At 68.1% G+C, this 16,928-nt stretch carries 17 protein-coding genes; 11 read left to right on the top strand and 6 right to left on the bottom strand.

Going from position 1 to position 16,928, the window contains the following annotated elements; translation table 11 throughout:
* Positions 1 to 53: 53 nt before the first annotated feature.
* Positions 54 to 2,276, top strand: a complete 2,223-nt coding sequence (locus AB3K92_RS19460) for an amylo-alpha-1,6-glucosidase (RefSeq protein WP_021158801.1) — start codon at positions 54 to 56, stop codon at positions 2,274 to 2,276.
* Between the two features lie 94 nt (positions 2,277 to 2,370).
* A complete protein-coding gene (locus AB3K92_RS19455; RefSeq protein WP_006482135.1) occupies positions 2,371 to 2,622 on the top strand; it encodes a hypothetical protein in 252 nt (83 codons plus the stop codon).
* Between the two features lie 499 nt (positions 2,623 to 3,121).
* On the opposite strand, the gene penR is transcribed toward AB3K92_RS19455, so the two are convergent.
* Positions 3,122 to 4,012 (bottom strand): beta-lactamase transcriptional regulator PenR, encoded by an 891-nt coding sequence (gene penR / locus AB3K92_RS19450; RefSeq protein WP_059488332.1) that lies wholly within the window; start codon positions 4,010 to 4,012, stop codon positions 3,122 to 3,124.
* Positions 4,013 to 4,140: 128 nt separating this feature from the next.
* Between penR and blaPEN-bcc the strand changes: the two genes are divergently transcribed.
* Positions 4,141 to 5,079, top strand: a complete 939-nt coding sequence (gene blaPEN-bcc / locus AB3K92_RS19445; protein ID WP_369465633.1) for a PEN family class A beta-lactamase, Bcc-type — start codon at positions 4,141 to 4,143, stop codon at positions 5,077 to 5,079.
* Between the two features lie 482 nt (positions 5,080 to 5,561).
* Here blaPEN-bcc and AB3K92_RS19440 read toward each other — a convergent pair whose 3' ends face one another.
* The 3 genes from AB3K92_RS19440 to AB3K92_RS19430 form a co-directional block, all read right to left on the bottom strand.
* Positions 5,562 to 5,762, bottom strand: coding sequence for a membrane protein (locus AB3K92_RS19440; RefSeq protein ID WP_027789587.1), 201 nt, complete (start codon positions 5,760 to 5,762; stop codon positions 5,562 to 5,564).
* Positions 5,763 to 6,333: 571 nt separating this feature from the next.
* Positions 6,334 to 6,702 carry an antibiotic biosynthesis monooxygenase gene (locus AB3K92_RS19435; RefSeq protein ID WP_048026313.1) on the bottom strand — a complete coding sequence of 123 codons (369 nt, stop codon included), beginning with the start codon at positions 6,700 to 6,702 and terminating at the stop codon, positions 6,334 to 6,336.
* 41 nt (positions 6,703 to 6,743) lie between these two features.
* Complete coding sequence (locus AB3K92_RS19430) at positions 6,744 to 7,190, bottom strand: MarR family winged helix-turn-helix transcriptional regulator (RefSeq protein ID WP_059488328.1); 447 nt, start codon at positions 7,188 to 7,190, stop codon at positions 6,744 to 6,746.
* Positions 7,191 to 7,365: 175 nt separating this feature from the next.
* On the opposite strand from AB3K92_RS19430, the gene AB3K92_RS19425 reads away from it, so the two are divergent.
* Positions 7,366 to 7,872 (top strand): hypothetical protein, encoded by a 507-nt coding sequence (locus tag AB3K92_RS19425; RefSeq protein ID WP_318827324.1) that lies wholly within the window; start codon positions 7,366 to 7,368, stop codon positions 7,870 to 7,872.
* Between the two features lie 150 nt (positions 7,873 to 8,022).
* Here AB3K92_RS19425 and AB3K92_RS19420 read toward each other — a convergent pair whose 3' ends face one another.
* Together AB3K92_RS19420 and AB3K92_RS19415 are read right to left on the bottom strand one after the other, a co-directional pair.
* Complete coding sequence (locus AB3K92_RS19420) at positions 8,023 to 9,399, bottom strand: ATP-binding protein (protein WP_021159888.1); 1,377 nt, start codon at positions 9,397 to 9,399, stop codon at positions 8,023 to 8,025.
* Positions 9,396 to 10,058, bottom strand: coding sequence for a response regulator (locus tag AB3K92_RS19415; protein WP_318827323.1), 663 nt, complete (start codon positions 10,056 to 10,058; stop codon positions 9,396 to 9,398). The genes AB3K92_RS19420 and AB3K92_RS19415 overlap by 4 nt, the downstream gene beginning before the upstream one ends.
* 229 nt (positions 10,059 to 10,287) lie before the next feature.
* Here AB3K92_RS19415 and AB3K92_RS19410 point away from each other — a divergent pair, with 229 nt between their 5' ends.
* The 7 genes from AB3K92_RS19410 (at position 10,288) to AB3K92_RS19380 (ending at position 16,927) form a co-directional block, all read left to right on the top strand.
* Positions 10,288 to 10,641 carry a YgiW/YdeI family stress tolerance OB fold protein gene (locus AB3K92_RS19410; RefSeq protein ID WP_021159886.1) on the top strand — a complete coding sequence of 118 codons (354 nt, stop codon included), beginning with the start codon at positions 10,288 to 10,290 and terminating at the stop codon, positions 10,639 to 10,641.
* Positions 10,642 to 10,704: 63 nt separating this feature from the next.
* Entirely contained in the window at positions 10,705 to 11,565 is an 861-nt protein-coding gene (locus AB3K92_RS19405) for a MurR/RpiR family transcriptional regulator (protein WP_021159885.1), read from the top strand.
* A 54-nt stretch (positions 11,566 to 11,619) separates the two neighbouring features.
* On the top strand, positions 11,620 to 12,045 hold the full coding sequence (locus AB3K92_RS19400; protein ID WP_318827322.1) for a GNAT family N-acetyltransferase: 426 nt from the start codon (positions 11,620 to 11,622) through the stop codon (positions 12,043 to 12,045).
* Positions 12,046 to 12,234: 189 nt separating this feature from the next.
* Entirely contained in the window at positions 12,235 to 13,902 is a 1,668-nt protein-coding gene (locus tag AB3K92_RS19395) for an ankyrin repeat domain-containing protein (RefSeq protein WP_059555247.1), read from the top strand.
* 253 nt (positions 13,903 to 14,155) lie between these two features.
* Positions 14,156 to 15,016 (top strand): oxaloacetate decarboxylase, encoded by an 861-nt coding sequence (locus AB3K92_RS19390; protein WP_060331482.1) that lies wholly within the window; start codon positions 14,156 to 14,158, stop codon positions 15,014 to 15,016.
* 337 nt (positions 15,017 to 15,353) lie between these two features.
* Entirely contained in the window at positions 15,354 to 15,620 is a 267-nt protein-coding gene (locus tag AB3K92_RS19385; RefSeq protein WP_021164209.1) for a YodC family protein, read from the top strand.
* Between the two features lie 101 nt (positions 15,621 to 15,721).
* The gene (locus tag AB3K92_RS19380; RefSeq protein ID WP_318827321.1) at positions 15,722 to 16,927 is read left to right on the top strand and encodes a cytochrome P450; all 1,206 of its coding nucleotides are present in this window, start codon (positions 15,722 to 15,724) and stop codon (positions 16,925 to 16,927) included.
* Position 16,928: the final 1 nt, after the last annotated feature.

The raw sequence follows: 16,928 nt of genomic DNA, 5'->3' as shown, positions 1-16,928 counted from the left end.
CTGTGCGAACCACGCGGCGCGCGACGCGCGTCGCGCTCGACACAGGAGCATCGATGCCGAATCACGCCGAAGCCACGACGACCCAGGCGCCGCAGGTTGCGCCAACTGCCCCGACCCACGCGTCGGGCCCCGCCTTCATCGCGCCCGAAGCCGATCCGCAGGCACTGGCGCGCAACAACCAGTACGTGCTGAAATCCGGCAACGCGTTCGTGGTCAGCGACGCGCTCGGCGACATCGGCGGTCATGACGACGGCCTGTTCGTCGACGACATGCGCGTGCTGTCGAAGTGGCGCCTGACGTTCGGCGGCCGCGCGCCGTCGCTGCTGTCGGGCGCGACGAGCGCCGACAACGCGTCGTTCACCGCCCACCTGACGAACCGCCCGCTGCCGCCGCTCGGCGGCCACGAAACGCCCGAGGGCGTGATCCACATCGAACGGATGCGCGTGCTCGCGGGCGACGTGCTTTACGAAGCGCTGACGCTGACGAACTACGGCTCGAGCGAGGCCGAGGTGCCGCTGTCGCTGTCGTTCGCGGCCGATTTCAAGGACATGTTCGAGGTGCGCGGCACCCAGCGCCCGAAGCGCGGCACCGTGGTGGCGCCGCGCGTCGACGCGGGCGCGGTGCGGCTGCGCTACGACGGCCTCGACAGCGTCGAGCGCAACGTGACCGTGCATTTCTCGCCGGCGCCCGACGCGCTGTCGGTCGATCGTGCCGATTACACGCTGACGATCGCCGCGCAGGCATGCGTGTCGATCTACCTGACCGTCGACGCGACGCTCGGCCCGGTGCATGAGGAAGGGCCGGGATGCGGCCGCGTCGCGCTGCGCACCGCGCTCGTCGGCGTGCACCGCGAAATGCGCGCGCGGCGCGAATCGATGGCGCGCGTGAACACCGGCAATCCGCTGTTCGATGCGTGGCTCGACCGTTCGCTCGCGGATCTCGGGCTGCTCACGACGCAGCTCGACACGGGGCCGTACCCGTATGCGGGCATTCCGTGGTTCTCGACGCCGTTCGGCCGCGACGCGGTCATCACGTCGTTGCAGATGCTCTGGCTGCAGCCGTCGCTCGCGCGCGGCGTGCTGCGGTTCCTGGCCGAGCACCAGGCGCGCGAGACTTCCGCGTTCCGCGATGCCGAGCCCGGCAAGATCATGCACGAGTTCCGCCGCAGCGAGATGGCCGCGACGGGCGAGGTGCCGTTCGCGCTGTACTACGGCGGTGTCGATACGACGCCGCTGTTCATCGTGCTCGCGGGCGCGTACGTCGAACGCACCGGCGACGATGCGCTGATCGACGAACTGTGGCCCGCGCTCGAGCGCGCCGCGCAATGGGTGATCGACAAGTGCGACCGCAACCCTTACGGATTGCTCGATTACCAGCGCACGTCGGAGCGCGGCCTCGCGAACCAGGGCTGGAAGGACAGCCACGATTCGGTCTTCCATGCGGACGGCCGCTTTCCGGATGGGCCGATCGCGCTCGTCGAAGTGCAGGCGTATGCGTGCGCGGCGCTCGATGCGATGTCGATGTGCTCGTACCGGCGCGGCCACGCGGCCGACGCCACGCGTTATGCGCTGCGCGCGAAGGCGCTGCGCGAGCAGGTCGACGCGCTGTTCTGGATGCCGGAAGGCGATTTCTACGGCATCGCGCTCGACGGTCATGGCGACCTGTGCCGCGTGTTCGCATCGAACGCGGGCCACCTGCTCGCGTTCGGGCTGCCCGACGCCGAGCGCGGCGCGGCGGTTGCCGGCGTGCTCGGCTCGGCGCTGTTCCAGACCGGCTGGGGCATCCGCACGCTGGCCGCCGGCCAGCCGCGCTTCAACCCGATGGCGTATCACAACGGCTCGGTGTGGCCGCACGACAATGCGCTGATCGCGCGCGGCCTCGCGCGCTACGGCGACAAGACGGCCGCAGTGAACCTGCTGCGCGCGCTGTTCGAGGCGGCGGTGAGTTTCGAGATGCGCTTGCCCGAGCTGTTCTGCGGGTTTCCGCGCCGGCGCGGCGAACCGCCGACCGCGTATCCGGTGGCCTGCCTGCCGCAAGCATGGGCGGCGGGCGCGCCGTTCATGATGCTGCAGGCCTGCCTCGGCGTGAGCATCGACGCGTCGCGTCACGAGGTGCGCGTCGAGCGTCCGGCGCTGCCGGAAGGCGTCGACTGGCTGCGGATCGACGCGTTGCGCGTCGGTGAGGAAACCGTGTCGCTCACGTTCCGCCGCGTCGACGGCCAGGTCGTCGCGTCGGCGGAGCAGCCGGGCCGCGTGAAGGTGGTCGCGGTGCTGTAGCGGTGCCGCGCGAACGTTGCGCGATGTCGCGCCACGTTCGCACGACGCGGCATAGAATCGTGACATGACCCTTGAACGATGGCGGAGGTAAACGATGACGACCGACAACCGGCCCGACGACGGCGAGCACAAGCTCGAGAATCTGGAAGCGGCGGTCGACCACCTGCACAAGTCGATCGAATCGCAGAGCATCGCGGTCGGCGCGGCGAAAGGCATTCTGTTCAGCCTGATCGAAACGCTCGGCGCGCTGATCGGCGATCCCGACCTGCCCGAGCACGCGCGCTCGGGTTACGAGGCGCTGCGCGACAAGGCGAGCGAACTGCGCGGCGGGCTTGACCGGCATTGATGCGCGGCTGGCGCCGGCGTTGGCCGAAAGGGCTGCGCCGGCGCTGCCCGATTCCGCAGACGAAGCACAAAACCCCGTGCGCTCAATGAGTTAGGTGGCCGATGCGCAGGATATCCACAAGCTTGCCAACACAATCTGTGGAGAACCGTCCGGCCCCGGGCCGGAGGTGCGGCGCGTGCCGTGCGAAAGCGTGTGCGGTGCCACACGGTTGACCGCGCAAGGTCCTGGTATCGAATCCCCTTTTGTATCAGCGTGTTACGCGCCGCATCGGCGGGATATCCACAGGCTTGCCAACATATTCTGTGGATAACTCGCAATCGATTGCGTCGCGACAGTTGAGGATCGGGCCGCCGAGGGGCCCGCTCGAGAAGCCCGGTGCACACGGGCTGCCCGATGTCTGCGTCCGCACGCTAATTCGTGCGCGATCAACGGCTTACGCCCCGGGTACCCAGGATATCCACATCCTTGCCAACACTTTCTGTGGACAAGCGGAGCCGTGTCATTCGGCCTGCGCCGCGGCGGCTGCTTCGGCCACGATCCAGTCGCGAAAGAGCGTCATTGCCGGCGTGAGCGGCTTCGACTTCAGCGAGGTGAGCCAGTAGCCGCCGGCGCGCACGTCGATGTCGAACGGCCGTGCGAGCAGGCCGAGCTGAAGTTCGCGTACGAACATGCATGCCGGCGCGAGCGCGACGCCCGCGCCCTGCATCGCGGCCTCGACCATCAGCCGCGACGAATCGAACACGGGCCCGTTGACCGCCCATGGCGCGAGCTGCGCGGCGTCGAACCAGCCGAGCCATTCGTCGGTGCGGTACGAGCGCAGCAGCGTTTCGTTCGCGAGATCGGCCGGTTGCGCGAGGCGTCGCGCGATGTCCGGCGCGCACAGCGCGGTGAGCGGCGCGTCGAGCAGGTGCTCGTTGCGCGTCGCCGGCCAGCTGCCTTCCCCGAAGCGGATCGCGAAGTCGAGGCCCTCGGCGGCGAGATCGACGACGTTGTTGTTGGTCCGCAGCCGCAGCTCGACGAACGGGTGCGTATCGCCGAACTGCTTCAACCGTGGCATTAGCCAACCTATGGCAAAGGTGCCGACAACGCCGAGCGACAGCACCTCGTGGAAGCGCCCGCCGTCGAACTGCTTGAGCACCGTCTCGATGCGGCTGAACGCGTCGCTCAGCACGGGCAGCAGCGCGCGCCCCTCGTCGGTGAGCCCGAGGCCGCGCGGCAGCCGCGTGAACAGCGTGCAGCCGAGCCGCTCCTCGAGCGAGCGCACCTGCTGGCTGACCGCGGCCTGGGTCACGCTCAGCTCGAGGCCGGCGCGCGTGAAGTTCAGGTGGCGCGCCGACGATTCGAACGCGCGCAGGGCATTGAGCGGAAGATGAGGGCGGAGCTTGGTCATAAGATTTTCTTTTGTCAGCGCTCAATTATCGTTGCTTGTCAGGCAACCGTAAAGTCACGATAGTGCTGTCTCGGCGGCCGGCCGTTTTCACTATCGATTCGCCTCCATTCCATCACGAGACAACCGACATGACCTACTCATCGAAACGTCGAACCCTGTTGCTGGCCGCCGCGACGGCGCCGCTCGTTCTTACCGTCACCGCGTGCGCGTCGCGACAGGCCGCCGCGCCCGACGAGGCAAGCGCCGCCGCCGCGGCCGCTGCGGCGGCCGTGGCGCCTGCCGCCGCCGGGCAGATGCTGGCCGAGCTCGAAAGCAGCGTGGGCGGCCGCCTCGGCGTGTGCGCGATCGACGCGGCGAGCGGCCGCGTCATCGCGCATCGCGCGGACGAACGCTTCCCGTTCTGCAGCACGTTCAAGGCGATGCTGAGTGCGGCGGTGCTGGCGCAGAGCGTCGAGCGTCCGGCGTTGCTGCAACAGCGCGTGACGTATACCCGGGCCGATCTCGTCAACTATTCGCCGGTGTCGGAGAAGCATGTCGGCGAGGGCATGACGGTCGCCGCGCTGTGCGAGGCCGCGATCCAGTACAGCGACAACTCGGCCGCGAACCTGCTGATGGAGCTGCTCGGCGGCCCGTCGGCGGTGACGGCCTACGCGCGCTCGATCGGCGACGACACGTTCAGGCTCGATCGATGGGAGACCGAACTGAATACCGCGCTGCCGGGCGACCTGCGCGACACGACGACGCCGGCCGCGATGGCCGCGAGCATGCGCGTGCTGATGGTCGGCGATGCGCTGCCGGCCGCGCAGCGTGCGCAGCTCGTTGCGTGGATGCGTGGCAACAAGGTGGGCGACAAGCGGCTCCGCGCGGGCGTGCCGGCCGGGTGGACGGTCGGTGACAAGACGGGCACCGGCGACTACGGGACGACCAACGACGCGGGTGTCGTGTGGTCGCCGTCGCGTGAGCCGATCGCGGTGGCCGTGTACTACACGCAGGCGCGTGCCGATGCGCGCGCGAAGGACGACGTGATCGCGTCGGTCGCGCGCATCGTGGTTCAGGCCTTCGGTTGACGCGGGCGGTCGGTGCGCGTGTGTGATGCGATGCGCGGGCGGGCCGTGCCGCAGCCGTGACCCGCGCGATCAAACGTTGTGCGATCAACGACTTAGGTCACGCATGCTCAGGATATCCACATGCTTGCCAACAAAAATTGTGGACAAGCCCGCGCGCGGCCGCGCCCGGCGTGGCGCGGGCCGGCGTGCCACATTTGAGGCGGCGCGGACAAAGTCTTTCGGATCAAGCGCTTGGTCGCGGTATGCGCAGGCTATCCACACGCTTGCCAACACAATCTGTGGACAAGCCGGTTCGCCCGCGCGGAAGGCGGCCCGTCACGTGGCGCGACGACGTGCGAGCGGCACTTTGCCTGCCGCGTGCCGCATTTGAGGCGGCGCGGACAAAGTCTTTCGGATCAAGCGCTTGATCGCGGTATGCGCAGGCTATCCACATGCTTGCCAACAAAAATTGTGGACAAGCCCGGCGGCCGCGGCGGCGACGGTCAGGGCTGCCGATCGTCGACCGTGGGCCAGCGCACGAACGCGAACACCCACAACATGACGAAGTTCAGGATCGGGACGAACATCGTCAGGATCCACCAGCCCGAATGCCCGGTGCGCCGGACGATGCGGACGTACGGATAAACGACGACGGCGACGAGCACGAGTGAGACGACCAGCTGCCACGCGGTGAAGTGTTCCATGGCCTTCCTCGGAGTGATGTGTCGGGCGGAACGGCCGGCCCGTTGAGCCGTCGCGCGAAGCCGGCGATGCACGGCCGCGTGCGGCTCGCGTGATCTTGACGCGCGGCGGGCGCGAGCGTCAAGGCGAGAGCGGTGCACGGTGGCGGCGCGTCTGTCGCGCGGGATTGTCCGCATTCACGCATGTCCGGGCCGCACGCTGCCGCAACCGTGACGCGGCGCATGAACCCTAAGCCGATCAACGGGTTAGCGCACGCGTGCGCAGGATATCCACAAGCTTGCCAACAAAATCTGTGGGTAAGTCGCGCAGCGCATGGCCGGCACGTGTGCGCCGGCTGCGACGTGCATCGTCGTGGCGTCGTGATGCGAAGTGCGGCGAAGCGGTGGACGCGGCGGCCGTCACCGGGGCCGCGTCTGCATCACGCGTGCCAAAGTCCATCGGATCAAGGGTTTAGCGTTGCGGTGCGCAGGATATCCACAAGCTTGCCAACATTTTCTGTGGAGAAGTCGGGGTGCGTGCGCGACGCGCAGGACACCCGCGGATGCCACGTGTTGCCGCGATGCGTGCGGGCACTCACGCAGTGCAGATGCCGGCCACGCCGACTTTCTGGAACAGGTGCGGGCTCGCGACGGCGGACGACGGATAGGCCGACAGCTTGGCCACGAACCCGGGGTGCGTGAAGGCCGCGCGAAATGCTTCGGTCGATTCCCAGATCGCGTAGTTCAGGTAAGTCGGACTGTCGCCGAGCGCGCGATGAAGCTGGGTCGAGATGAATCCCGGTTGCTGCTTCATGAATTCGGCATCGTCCTTCCACACGGAGAGAAAGTCCGCTTCGTCGGCGGGGGCCAACGTGAACAGGTTGACGAGAACGACCGGCTCGGCGTCGATGCCGATCTGTTGCTGGATCGGAAAGGCCGGATCCATCGGCTTGAATTGAGGCATGGGAACTCCTTCGGGTGAGGGGGGCGGGCGCGATTGAGCACTCACGTCGGTGCATCGGCGCCATGTGCGCTGGACATCGCTGACAGCACGCGGATCGCCGCGTCCAGGTCAGCCGAACTGAAGTCGCCGGCGATGTCGCGGACATGCTGTTGCCACTCCCCGACCACGGCCTGATAGGCCGCATCGCCACGCGGCGTCAGCGCATACAGAGGCGAGCGCTTGTGCGCCGGATTGGGTAGCGACTGGACGAGCCCTTCGTCGGTCAGCACGTTGACCTGTTTCAGCACGGCCTGCCGCGTGATGCCCATTGCTTCGGCGATCTGCGGGATGTTCGGGGCAACCGGTGCCATCGCGATGGCACCCAGCACCTGCCAGCGCGCACTGGTCAGCCCGTGCGGGCCGGCAAAGGTGTTGCCCCATTCGATCAGCAGGCCGTTCAACCGGAATACGGACAGCGCGACGGTGGTCAACTTCGCGGATTTCGTCATGTTCGATACGCGTGATGAATTGACAACTACTTTACGCAATGGACAACTGGTTGTCAAATTGGCGAATGAGCGTCACTGAGCGTAGTCAGGCCGGTAAACTGGCAACGCGATCCGGCACCGGTAACATTTGCCGCGACGGATGGCGGGCCAACTACAAAGAACCTGGAGAGAATCAGTGAGAACCATCTGGAAAACGGTCGCCGTGCCGCTGCTGGCGATCGCATGCGGAACGCCTGCACACGCGTGCCTGCCGGCCCGATACGAGACCGCGTATTTCGGCACGGCCGAATACATGGGCGACGCACTACGCGACAAGGTAGTCGACGACATCCGCGCCAATCACTACACGATCATCGAGCCGAAAATCGGCTTGCTGTTCTACGCGATCGTCCGGAAGGGGGACGGGATCTATCTGGGCGCTGACCGGATCGCCACGGGGAGCGATTCGTTCTGGTACCTCGGGCACGGCTATTACCAACTGAACGGTCAGCTCTATTTCATGGGTGAACACGTCGGCGCGCATCCGTTCGACGGTACCGTGGTCGTCCACACCGAGGATCGCACCCGGCAACGGCCGGACGACTATCCCAAGGGCCGCCTGTTTTGCGTCGTGAAGAAATACGCCAGCATTCTCGAAACCTCGACCGGCCTGCGAGTCGAGCGGATCGTCTTCGACAACTGAGCGGGGAGCATGAGTGACCCGGGCGGCGCATTTCCGACGCAGCCCTGACAAACCCTTTCCGATCAATGGCTTGATGCCGTTAATGAAAGGTTGTCCACAAGCTTGCCAACACAATCTGTGGAAAAGCTGCGTGTCGTGTGTCGCGCGGCGTCAGGCCGGCAGCGGAAAGCGCACCGTGACGGTCAGCCCGCGCCCGCCGCGTGTCGTGCCGAGTGCGACCGTCGCGCGATGCTGTTCGGCGATCCGCTTGACGATCGACAGCCCGAGCCCGCTGCCCGACGACGTGACGGCCTGCGCGCCTTCGCCGCGATAGAAACGCTCCCACACGTCGGTGCGTTCGGCTTCCGGGATACCGGGGCCGTCGTCGGCAACTTCGAGCACGGGCGTCGTGCCGTCGAGCCGCGCGGACACGTCGACACGCGCGCCGTCGCCCGCATAACGGATCGCGTTGTCGACGAGGTTGTTCAGCAGCACGCGCAGCGTGTCGGCATTGCCCGACGTCATCACGGGCGTCGATACGATCGCGCCGAGATCGATCCGGTGCGCGTCGGCGACGCGCGTGCGATCCGATACCACCGACCGGCACAGCGCGGCGAGATCGACGGGCGCCGACGCGGAGGCGACCGCCTGCGCATCGGGTTCGAGGCGCGCGAGCGTCAGCAGCTGTTCGGCGAGGTGGCCGAGCCGCGTCGTGCCGGCATGGATCTGCGCGAGGATGTGCTCGCGTTCCTCGGCGGTCGACGCGCGCCGCAGCAGCTGCGACTGGATCGACAAGCCCATGATCGGCGTGCGCAATTCGTGCGCGGCATCGGCGATGAAGTGCCGTTGCAGCGTGAACGAACGGTCCAGGCGCGCGAGCAGGTCGTTGATCGCTTCGGCGAGCGGACGGACTTCGTTCGGCATCGCGCCGACGTCGACCGGCTCGAGATTGTTCGCATTCCTGCGTTTGAGGCCGGATGCGATCGTGCGCAGCGGCCGCAATCCCGCGCCGATGCCGAACCACAGGCCGATCGCGAGCAGCGGCAGCATCGAGAACACGGGCCACAGCAGGTGCACGGCGATACCCGCGATCGCTTCCCAGCGCGCATGGCGTGCCTGCGCGAGCCGGATCGTCGTGCCGCCGCGTTCGGTCACGTAGGTGCGCCACGGCTGGCCGCCGACGTCGACGCTCGCGATGCCTTTCTGCTCGGGCGGCGGCAGGGTCGAATCGCGGTCGGTCGAATACACGAGCTTGCCGTTGCGCCAGACCTGCAGCAGCACGGCGTCGGGATCGCTCGCCTCGAAACCGTGCTTGCCGCTGGCGCGGTTGCTGAACGACAGCTCGCCGTTCGGGCCGACGACGATCTGCTTCGACATGCTGCGCATCTGGTCGTCGAGCAGGTCGTCGAGCTCGCGCAGCGCGCCCCAGTAGGTGCCGGCACTCGCGACGAGGCCGATCACGCACGCGGCCGGGAGCAGCCACATCAGCAGGCGCCGCCGCAGCGACGCGTTGCGCCAGCGTGCGATCGCGTGTTGCATGCGCGTCATGCGCCGTCACCGATCCGGTAGCCGACGCCGCGCACCGTGCGGATCATGTCGTGGCCGAGCTTCTTGCGCAGGTTGTGGATGTGCACCTGCACGGCGTTGCTCTCGATTTCCTCGCCCCAGCTGTACAGCCGCTCCTCGAACTGCTCGCGCGAAATCACCGCGCCCGGGTCGCGCATCAATTCGTGCAGCAGCACGAACTCCTTCGGCGACAGCGTGACTTCGTCGTCGCCGAGCCAGACGAGGTGCTTGACGGGGTCGAGCCGCAGCGAGCCGATCGCGAGGGTCGTCTGCGCGCGGCCCGCGTGGCGGCGGTTGACCGCGCGGATGCGGGCGAGCAGTTCGTCGAGTTCGAACGGCTTGACGAGATAGTCGTCCGCGCCGCTGTCGAGGCCCGCGATGCGGTCGGGCACGCCGTCGCGCGCGGTGATGATGATCGCGGGGAGGTTTTCGTCGCGGCGGCGCAGCGCGGCGAGCACCGACAGGCCGTCGCGGTTCGGCAGCCCGAGATCGAGCAGCAGCAGGCCGTAGCCGGTCGCGCGCAACGCGAGCGACGCGGCGTCGCCGTCCTTCACCCAGTCGACCGCGAAGCCTTCCTGTTTGAGGCCCTGTTCGAGCCCGCTGCCGATCAGCGGATCGTCCTCGACGAGCAGTACGCGCATGGATTCGTGTCTCTTCAACGGGGCGCCATGGCGCCCGGGGTTCCCATGATAAGCGCGCGTGCCTTAGCGGGAGCTTAAACACGGGCGCGCGGCCGGCTTTCGCGCGGGCCCGGTGCGGCACCGTGCCGCTGCGGCGCGACCTTCAGGTTTGCTTAATCTTACGGTCCGTAATCTGGGGCCGTCGCGTTCAACGGAGCGCGGCGTCACATCGAAGAAGAGGACCGAGATCATGAAACACCTGACGAGAATCCTGGCGGTTGCGCTCGCCGTGCTGCCCGCCGCCGTTTACGCGGAATATACCGGGCCGTCCACGCTGACCACGACGACCGTGAAGGAGCTGCTCGCGAACGGCAAGGACGACCAGCACGTGCAGTTGCAGGGGCGCATCGTCAAGCATGTCGGCGGCGAGGATTACGAATTCGCCGATGCGACGGGCACGATCCGCGTCGAGATCGACCACAAGCTGTGGGCGGCCGGCCAGCCCGTCAGCGACCGGAACGAAGTGAAGGTGACCGGCGAATTCGAGCGCAAATGGTCGGGCAGCGTGAAGGTCGACGCCGATCACGTCGAAGTGCTGCGCTGACCGGTGCACCGGTGCATACGGGGCCGGTGATACCATGGTCGACCGGTTCCCGTTCACACCAAGATGGCCGCCAATTTCGACGAACTCGCGTCCCGGATCCGGGCGCAATTTTCCGAGCTGAGCCCGCAATTCCAGGCGGGCGCGGCCTTCCTGCTCGATCATCCCGACGAAGTCGCCACGTCGTCGATGCGCAAGGTCGCACAGCGCGCGCAGGTGCAGCCCGCGTCGCTCGTGCGGCTCGCGCAGCAATTCGGCTTCCCCGGCTGGAACGAGCTGCGCGACCTGTGTGTCGCGCGCGTGCGCACGCGCCCCGAGCCGCTCACGCAGCGGGCGCGCTCGCTCGTGCGGCCCGATGCGAAGGCGTCGCTCGCGCACGACCTGCTCGCCGCGCAACAACACAACCTGTCGGCCACCGCCGCGCAGAACGAGCACGCGCTCGCCGAAGCCGCGAAACTGATCCGCAAGGCGTCGCACGTGCATGTCGCGGGGTTTCGCTCGTGCTACCCGGTTGCATTCGGCTTCGTGTACGGCTACCGGCTGTTCCGCCCGACCGTGTCGCTGCTCAACGGCGTCGCCGGGTCGCTCGAAATGGAGCTGCGGACGATCGCGAAGCAGAGCGTGACCGTCATCGTCAGCTTCGCGCCGTATTCGGCGGAAGCGACGCGCGTCGCGCAGGCCGCGAAGGCGCAGGGGAGCCGGATCGTCGCGATCACCGACAGCGCGGTGTCGCCGATCGCGCTGCACGCGGACGCACAACTGATCTTCACGCACGACAGCCCGTCGTTTTTCCCGTCGCTGGTGGCCGCGCACGCGATGGCCGAAGCGCTGGTCGCGCAGTTGCTGGCGCTCGAAGGCAGCGATGCGATCGCCGCGCTCGAGCGCACGGAAGCGGAGCTGCATGCGAAGGGCGCTTACGTCGTCTGACGCGGTGCGTGCGGGTTCAACCTTCCTCATTTCCGATTCAACCAGGTTCGACCGATGACGTTCACATACGAGGTGACCGACGCGGGCGACGTGAACGTTCGCAAGCAGATCGTCGCGCCGCTCGTCCGATTCAACGAAAGCCAGGCGGGCCCGAACGACTTCCGTGCGCTGGCCGTGGTCGTGACCGACGCCGAAGGCACGGTAGTCGGCGGCTTGTGGGGCAGCACGGCGTACGGCTGGCTGCATGTCGACCTGCTCGTTGTGCCCGAGGCCGCGCGCGGCCAGGGTGCGGGCACGCGCATCATGGATCTGGCCGAGGCGGAAGCCGTCGCGCGCGGATGCCAGGGCGCGTGGCTCGACACGTTCGACTTCCAGGCGCGGCCGTTCTACGAGAAACGCGGTTATGTCCGATTCGGCGAACTGCCGGATTATCCGGCCGGGCACACGCGCATTTTCCTGACGAAGCGGCTTGCAGGCTGAGCATCGCCGCATGGAGCGGCCCGGTTGACGAGGTCGCCGGCGGTCGCCTAGGATAGCGACCAGCGATGCAGGTCGCTTCCGGGTCCGCGGAAAGGGTTCAACCCACCTGTCGCAGCAAATCCAGTCTTCCTCCTGTCCTTTGTGCTGGCGGTATTGCGGACCTTCGGCCATGACTGCACGAGGATTCGCATGAAAAAGCTGCCTCCCGGGGCCAATCCCGATCATCTGAAAAAGCAGGCCAAGGCATTGTTGCGCCTGTACCGGCAGGGTGACGCCGACGCCGTCGCGCGTTTTGTCCGCTTTCTCCCCGCCGCCGCCAACCGCACGCACGACGAAGCGCTCGCGCTCGGGCTCCGGCTGCACGATGCGCAGTCGTGCATTGCGCGCGAGTACGGTTTCGCGTCATGGGCCGATCTCGGCGCGTTCGTCGAAACGCACGCGCTTGCCGGGCAGCAGCGGTCGGCGTTGATCCGGCGCTGGCTCGACCTGGCGTACGGCGCCGACGTGACGGGCGGTTTCGACGCGGCCCGGCCGCGTGTCGCCGCGCAACTGCTGCTCGACCGGCCCGATCTCGTGGCAAGCGATCCGACCATCGCATGCGCGGCCGGCGACCTCGATGCCGTGAAGGCGGCGCTGGCCGCCGATCCCGGGTGGATCGCGCGCGCCGGCGGCGTGCTGAAGCTGCCGCCGCTGGTTGCCGTCACGCATTCGCGGCTCGGGCAGATTCCCGGGTTCGCCGTCCGGCTGCGCGCCTGCGCGCGTCATCTGCTCGATGCCGGCGCCGATCCGAACCAGCGGATCGGCAACCGGTTTCCGCCGGCGTCGCTCGCGGCGCCCGACGAAGCGGGGCCGCTGTCGGCGCTGTACGGTGCCGCGGGCGTCAATCGCGATCCGGTTCTGACCGCGATGCTGCTGGAAGCCGGCGCCGACCCGAACGACGGCGAATCGCTCTATCACTCGGTCGAAAATCCGGCCTGTACGCGCCTGCTGCTCGAACACGGCGCGCGGGTGAGCGGGACGAATGCGTTGCGTCGCGCATTCGACATGCGCGAGGCGGACGCGCTCGAACTGCTGCTCGCGCATGGCGGCGACCCGAACGAGCCGCCCGGCGAGGGGCTGGCGCAGACCTGGGGCGCACCGTTGTTGCGGGCGATCGGCGTGCGCTGCTCGGCGCGCCACGTCGCCGCGCTGCTGGCGGCCGGCGCCGATCCCCGCGCGCGGACCCCGGCGGGCGTCAGTGCGTACCGGCTGGCGATGCAGACCGGGCTGTCCGAGGTCGCCGCGTTGTTGCGCGCGGCGGGCGCGGAAGAGACGCTCGACGCCGAGGATGCGTTCGTGGCGGCCTGCGCGCGCGCCGACGCCGACGATGCGCGACGCATCCAGGCACGGCATCCCGAACTGCCTGGCGCGCTGCCCGGCGAGCGGCTGCGGCTGCTGCCGGATGCCGCCGCGTGGGGCTCGGGCGATGCGGTGAAGGTCATGGTCGAACTGGGCTGGCCCATCGCGGCGCGGGGCGGCGACTGGGACGCGAGCGCGCTGAATCACGCGGTGTTTCGCGGCGATGCGGGCTTGCTGGCGTTCCTCCTCGAGCACGGCGCGAACTGGCGTGACAGGCACGGGTTCGACAGCGATGCGCTCGGCACATTGTCCTGGGCATCCGTCAACGAACCGGAGCATGTCGGTGCCGCCGACTGGGAGGCTTGCGCGCGGGTGCTGCTCGCGCACGGTGTGCCGCAAGCCGCGCGGGACCCGTCGAATCCGGACGGCGTACTGATCGACGGTCGCGCGATGCGTTTCTCCGAAGCCGTCACCGACGTGTTGCTCGGCATCGACGGCGGGCCACCGGCGGCAAGGTAAGTGGCTATCGGTCGGCAGCGGGCGGGCGGCGGTATAGGCCCCGCTCGTTGCTGGTTGCTTGTTACCAGCTTACGGTTACCGGCAACCGGCAACCGGCAACCGGCAACCGGCAACCGGCAACCGGCAACCGGCTTACGGCGCGCAATCGGCGCATCGGTTTTTCCCTGTCGCGCGACGACATTTCGGTGAACGCTGAAACGTCGCGTGCACGATCGGCGTAAGCTCGGCCGTCGACATCCTCCTGGAGCCCGCGATGACCCGTTCCGATCTTCAAGTCCGCCAAGCCGAAGCCTTCCGCGCACTGCATGCACGCGCCGGCGCCTTCATCATCCCGAACCCGTGGGACGCCGGTACCGCGCGCCTGCTCGCGATGGCCGGCTTCGAGGCGCTCGCGACCACCAGCGCCGGCTATGCCTTTTCGAAAGGCCGGCCCGACTATGCGATCGACCGCGGCGAGATGCTCGATCACATCGCCGAGATCGCCGCCGCGGGCGGCCTGCCCGTGAGCGCCGACCTCGAGAACGGCTTCGGCGATGCGCCCGACACGGTGGCCGAGACGATCCGGCTCGCGGCCGAGGCCGGCGCGGTCGGCGGATCGATCGAGGATGCGACGGGCCGCGCCGACGCGCCGATCTATGCGCACGAAGCGGCGGTCGAGCGCATCGCGGCGGCCGTCGACGCGGCGCGTGCGCTGCCGTTTCCGTTCACGCTGACCGCGCGCTGCGAAAACTACCTGCACGGCCGCCACGACCTCGCCGACACGATCGCGCGGCTCGTCGCCTATCGCGACGCGGGCGCCGACGTGCTGTATGCGCCGGGCATCACCGATGCGGACGACATCGCGGCGGTGACGCGGGCGGTCGGCGCACCCGTGAACGTCGTGATGGGGCTGCAGGGCGGATTGCTGAGCGTCGACGCACTGGCGGCGCTCGGCGTGAAGCGCGTGAGTGTCGGCGGCGCACTGGCGCGGGCCGCGCTCGGCGCGTTCCTGCGTGCCGCGAAGGAGATGGCGCAGGACGGCACGTTTACGTTCACGCAAGCGGCCGTTCCCGGGCGCGATATCAACCGCTGGTTTGCGTCGCCGGATAATTCACCGGTTTTGTTCGATGAATGAGTGTAAATAAATCGTGGGATCGTTCCCAATCGAAAAGTTGATTGACAATAATCAATCGATTTCACGTCGGAATTAAACGTCGGTGACGACGTAAAATACATCGTCTATTCTCCGCATTTCGCCCGTTCGACCGGGTCCGGCGCGCAAGCCGCGCCGGATCGGGCGGCCGGACACCCGCCGGGCGCGTCGATGGCGCGCATTGTTGCATTTTCCCGATCATGACATTTTTGAAAAGGGGAGTTGCCGGCAGGTTTTTTGATTGATAATCTGCGGCACGTTCGAATGAACCGCTGGTGAGCTGCCGGGAATATCGATATATAAAAATGCTGAGAGAGCGATGACGATCCGAGAAAATCAACGCGTCAGGTTTCGCGTCGGCGATGTCGTGACGCTGAAGACGGGCGGGCCGCGCATGACCGTGACCTATGCCGGGCCGGTCGTATTCGACGACGGCGACTGGCTGATCTGCCAGTGGTTCGACGAACACGGCGAATTCCGGCAGGAAATGTTCCCTCACGACACCGTGGTGCCGGAGCCGCGCGCGATTTCGGCCGGCCGTGTCCGCATGCGCATGCAGGCGCATCGCTACCGGTCGGCGGCCTGACAATCACCTGACATCGCGATGCGGCGGCACGCGGCGCCCGCACCGCGACATTTCACGCCGGCCTGAAACATGCGGCGGTGCACGCCGCCGATACTGTCTGCATGAACCCGACCGATCCCATCGCAGCGGTTACGCACCGCGATCCCTATCCCTACTATGCGGCGCTCGTCGACGGGCCGCCGCTCGCGTTCGACGCCACGCTCGGCCTGTGGGTCGCGAGCCGCGCGGCCGCCGTGACGGCCGTGCTCGGCCATCCGGCCTGCCGCGTACGCCCGCTGGACGCGCCCGTGCCGCCCGCGTTGCGCGGCACGACGGCCGGCGCGCTGTTCGGCGAGCTCGTGCGCATGAACGACGGCGCTTTGCGGCACGACGTGCCGAAGCAGGCGCTGCGCGCGGCGTTCGCGCCGATCGACACGGCTGCGCTGCGCGACCGTGCGATGCAGCTCGCCGCGCGGCGCCTGCAGCCGCCGGGCGATGCCGGCGCGCTGGACACGTGGTGCATGACGATGCCCGTCTGCGCGGTCGCCGATCTGCTGGGCTTCGACGAGACGCAGCTCGACGCGATCGCGGCAGAGGTGGTCGACTTCGTCGCGGCGCTGTCGCCGCTGTCCGATGCCGACGCGCTGGCCCGCGCGAGCGACGCCGCGCGACAGTTGCTCGACCGGATGACGGTGCGCGTCGCGCAGACGCGTGCACACGACGGCACGCTCGTCGCCGCCGTGCAGCAGGCGGCCCGTGCGGCGGGCTGGCAGGCAAGCGGCGCGCTGGTCGCGAACCTCGTCGGGCTGCTGTCGCAGACATGCGAGGCGACTGCCGCCTGGCTCGGCAATGTGCTGGTGGCGTGGAATGGGGGCGCGGAAGCGAGCTTGGAAGCGGGCTTAAAAGCGGGCGCAAGCGCCGCGCGCGTCGTGCCGGACGATGCCGCGCTCGACGCGTTCGTTGCCGAAGTCGGGCGCTTCGATTCACCGGTGCAGAACACGCGCCGCTTCGTCGCGTCGCGCACGACGATCGAGGGCGTGACCGTCGAAGCCGGCGACGCGATCCTCGTCGTGCTCGCCGCGGCGAACCGCGACCCGGCCGAGCATCGCGATCCGCACCGGCTGATGCCGGGCCGCGCGGCCGGGCCGAATTTCGGTTTCGGCACGGGGCCGCATGGCTGCCCGGGCGAGCGGATCGCACGGGCGGTGACAGCGGGGGCGTTCGGGGCGTGGCTGCGTGCGGGCGGCGGGCCGCGGCACGACGGGCTGGCGTGGCATTACCGCGCGTCGACCAACGTCAGGATGCCGAAGTTCGACGCGGCAGGGTGAT

Source organism: Burkholderia sp. Bmkn7 (assembly GCF_041103175.1).
GTDB lineage: Bacteria > Pseudomonadota > Gammaproteobacteria > Burkholderiales > Burkholderiaceae > Burkholderia > Burkholderia cepacia.
The sequence above is the reverse complement of the archived record's forward strand: the minus strand, read 5'-3'. Positions and strand labels throughout refer to the sequence as shown.

What these genes read in the sequence shown, in the direction of transcription:
- AB3K92_RS19460 (WP_021158801.1), top strand. Translation starts at nt 54, where the DNA reads ATGCCGAATCACGCCGAAGCCACGACGACCCAGGCGCCGCAGGTTGCG.
- AB3K92_RS19455 (WP_006482135.1), top strand. Translation starts at nt 2,371, where the DNA reads ATGACGACCGACAACCGGCCCGACGACGGCGAGCACAAGCTCGAGAAT.
- penR (WP_059488332.1), bottom strand. Translation starts at nt 4,012, where the DNA reads ATGACCAAGCTCCGCCCTCATCTTCCGCTCAATGCCCTGCGCGCGTTC.
- blaPEN-bcc (WP_369465633.1), top strand. Translation starts at nt 4,141, where the DNA reads ATGACCTACTCATCGAAACGTCGAACCCTGTTGCTGGCCGCCGCGACG.
- AB3K92_RS19440 (WP_027789587.1), bottom strand. Translation starts at nt 5,762, where the DNA reads ATGGAACACTTCACCGCGTGGCAGCTGGTCGTCTCACTCGTGCTCGTC.
- AB3K92_RS19435 (WP_048026313.1), bottom strand. Translation starts at nt 6,702, where the DNA reads ATGCCTCAATTCAAGCCGATGGATCCGGCCTTTCCGATCCAGCAACAG.
- AB3K92_RS19430 (WP_059488328.1), bottom strand. Translation starts at nt 7,190, where the DNA reads ATGACGAAATCCGCGAAGTTGACCACCGTCGCGCTGTCCGTATTCCGG.
- AB3K92_RS19420 (WP_021159888.1), bottom strand. Translation starts at nt 9,399, where the DNA reads ATGACGCGCATGCAACACGCGATCGCACGCTGGCGCAACGCGTCGCTG.
- AB3K92_RS19415 (WP_318827323.1), bottom strand. Translation starts at nt 10,058, where the DNA reads ATGCGCGTACTGCTCGTCGAGGACGATCCGCTGATCGGCAGCGGGCTC.
- AB3K92_RS19410 (WP_021159886.1), top strand. Translation starts at nt 10,288, where the DNA reads ATGAAACACCTGACGAGAATCCTGGCGGTTGCGCTCGCCGTGCTGCCC.
- AB3K92_RS19405 (WP_021159885.1), top strand. Translation starts at nt 10,705, where the DNA reads ATGGCCGCCAATTTCGACGAACTCGCGTCCCGGATCCGGGCGCAATTT.
- AB3K92_RS19400 (WP_318827322.1), top strand. Translation starts at nt 11,620, where the DNA reads ATGACGTTCACATACGAGGTGACCGACGCGGGCGACGTGAACGTTCGC.
- AB3K92_RS19395 (WP_059555247.1), top strand. Translation starts at nt 12,235, where the DNA reads ATGAAAAAGCTGCCTCCCGGGGCCAATCCCGATCATCTGAAAAAGCAG.
- AB3K92_RS19390 (WP_060331482.1), top strand. Translation starts at nt 14,156, where the DNA reads ATGACCCGTTCCGATCTTCAAGTCCGCCAAGCCGAAGCCTTCCGCGCA.
- AB3K92_RS19385 (WP_021164209.1), top strand. Translation starts at nt 15,354, where the DNA reads ATGACGATCCGAGAAAATCAACGCGTCAGGTTTCGCGTCGGCGATGTC.
- AB3K92_RS19380 (WP_318827321.1), top strand. Translation starts at nt 15,722, where the DNA reads ATGAACCCGACCGATCCCATCGCAGCGGTTACGCACCGCGATCCCTAT.